The following is a 2,561-nucleotide window of genomic DNA, read 5'->3' on the forward strand; positions in this document are numbered from 1 at the left end:
CCTCAACGACCTGGTGCACCCGATGGCGTCGCTGACCCTACTCTCGGAGCTGATGAACTACGACTTCGCCAAACACGACCTCGACGATCCGATCACCGATGAGCTCATCGAATCGGTGTCGGGAATTCGCGGGCTGGTGCAAAACCTGCGCGCCCACATCGGCGACAACATCACTCTGCGCGATCTGGCCGGCCACCGAGCCACCCTGCTGCAGGGACCGCGCTTCGTCGGCACCGGAACGCAGGTCGCCGATCAGATGGAGGAATGGTTCCACGGCGGTGCCTGTGACGGATTCGTCTTGGCCGCAACGCATTTGCCGGGTGCCTTCGAAGACGTGGTGCGAATGGTGATCCCGGAATTGCAGCATCGCGGTTTATTCCGCGACTCCTACAGCGGGTCGACGCTGCGCGATCACCTCGGGCTGCAACGACCGGCGTGTCAGCCCGTCGGAGCATGATGCTCGACGGCATCCGGGTTCTCGACGTCGCGACATTGGCCGCCGCGCCGCTGGCAGCCACGTATCTCGGCGAATTCGGCGCCGACGTCATCAAGGTCGAGCAACCCGACGGCGGCGACCCGATCCGCACCTGGGGAAATCAGGTCGACGGCGTCGGGCTGATGTGGAAGTCGTTGGCGCGCAACAAGCGTTCGATCACGCTGAACCTGCGCGTGGCCGAGGGCCAGGCGCTGCTGCGGAGGCTGGCCGAACACGCCGACGTGGTGATCGTCAACACCCGGCCGGCGACCCTGCGCACGTGGGGGCTGGACTACCCGGCGCTGCGTGCGGTCAACGACAAGATCGTCATGCTGCACATCACCGGCTACGGGCTGACCGGGCCGAAAAGTGAGCGGCCGGGATTCGGGACGCTGGGCGAGGCGATGAGTGGCTTCGCCAACATCACCGGCGAGGCCGACGGGCCGCCGACGCTGCCGCCGTTCATGCTCGCCGACGGGGTGGCGTCCCTGAACGCCGCCTACGCGGTGATGATGGCGCTCTACCACCGCGATGTGCACGGCGCGTCCGGACAGCTGATCGACGTCAACCTGATCGACCCGTTGACGCGGTTGCTGGAGCAGACGCTGCTGGGCTACGACCAGCTCGGCTTGGTGCCGACCAGGGCCGGCAACCGCTGGGATATTTCGGCGCCGCGCAACACCTACCGCACCGCCGACGACCGGTGGCTGGCGATGTCCGGTAGCTCACCGACGTTGGCGCTCAGGGTGTTTCGCGCCATCGGCCGCGCGGATCTGGTCGATGACGCCGACTTCTCCGACCCGCAGCGCCGGCTGGCGCGGGCCCGTGAGGTGGATCAGGTGGTCGCCGATTGGGTGGCCACCAAGACGCTGGCCGAGGCGATGGACATCTTCGATGCCGCCGAGGTGGCCGCCGCACCGGTGTACGACATCACCGATCTGCTCGCCGACGAGCAACTCGCCCACCGTGAGGTTTTCGTCAAAGTCGGCGACGACGAACTGGGCGCGATGACCGTGCAGGCACCGGTCCCTCGCTTCTCCGGCGCAACCGGTCGGGTGCAGCACCTGGGCCCGCGTATCGGTGAGCACAACGCCGAGGTGTACGGCGAGCTGCTCGGGCTCGGCGGTGGCGATATCGACGACCTGCATACCCGGGGTGTGCTGTGAAAGGAACCGCACGGTGACGTCGAAAAAAGCAGTACTGCGCCGCTCGGAACTCGCGGTGCCCGCGGCCAACGATCACATGTTCGCCCGGGCCGCCGCTTCGGAAGCCGACCTGGTCTTCCTGGACCTCGAGGACGCCACCGCACCCGCGCACAAGGTGGCCGCCCGCGCGAAAGTCGTCACGGCGCTCAACGATCTCGACTGGGGACGCACAGTGCGGGCGATCCGCATCAACGGGCTGGACACCCAGTGGTGCCATGACGACATCATCGACGTCGTCACCCATGCCGGGGAGAACCTCGACACCATCATCATCCCGAAAGCGCTTCGGGCACGCGATGTCTGGTGGGTCGACGTGCTGTTGACCCAGCTGGAGGCCAAGCTGGGTCTGTCGCGCCGGATCCGCCTGGAAGTCCTCATCGAAGAGGTCGAGGGCCTGGCCAACGCCGAGCAGATCGCCACCGCCAGCCCGCGACTGGACGCGCTGATCTTCGGTGTCGGCGACTTCTCGCTGTCCCAAGGCGCGCGGGTGGACACCAACTTCGACCCGCTCGGCGAATATCCCGGCGACTTCTGGGCGTATGCCCGCAACAAAGTGATCGTCGCGGCTCGCATCGCCGGCATCGACGCGATCGACGCGCCTTATCCGGACTACGGCAACCTGGAGGGTTACGAGCGCGACGCGCGACGGGCCGCGCTGATGGGCTACACCGGCAAGTGGGCGATCCACCCCAGCCAGATCGACGTCGCCAACCGGGTGTATGCCCCGACCGACGAGGAGATCGCGCTCGCCGAGCGCAACCTCGCGGCCTACCGCGAGGGCGAACAGCAAGGCCTGGGCGCGGTCGGAGTCAACGGCGTTCTGGTCGACGCAGCTCACGTCAAAATGGCCCAGGCCACCCTGGAGCGCGCGGCGCTGATCG

At 67.1% G+C, this 2,561-nt stretch carries 2 protein-coding genes and 1 pseudogene; all 3 read left to right on the plus strand.

The features are described 5' to 3' along the window. A pseudogene (locus VGG53_RS23050) lies at window positions 1-457 on the plus strand (LLM class flavin-dependent oxidoreductase); the annotation flags it as partial. Continuing rightward, window positions 457-1,641, plus strand: coding sequence for a CoA transferase (locus VGG53_RS23055; RefSeq protein WP_331520442.1), 1,185 nt, complete (start codon window positions 457-459; stop codon window positions 1,639-1,641). The pseudogene VGG53_RS23050 and the gene VGG53_RS23055, both read left to right, overlap by 1 nt. Window positions 1,642-1,717: 76 nt before the next feature. After that, the coding region (locus VGG53_RS23060; protein WP_331520443.1) for a CoA ester lyase at window positions 1,718-2,561 on the plus strand (844 nt) is incomplete at its 3' end.

The organism is Mycobacterium sp. (assembly GCF_036490025.1).
Classification (GTDB): Bacteria; Actinomycetota; Actinomycetes; order Mycobacteriales; family Mycobacteriaceae; genus Mycobacterium.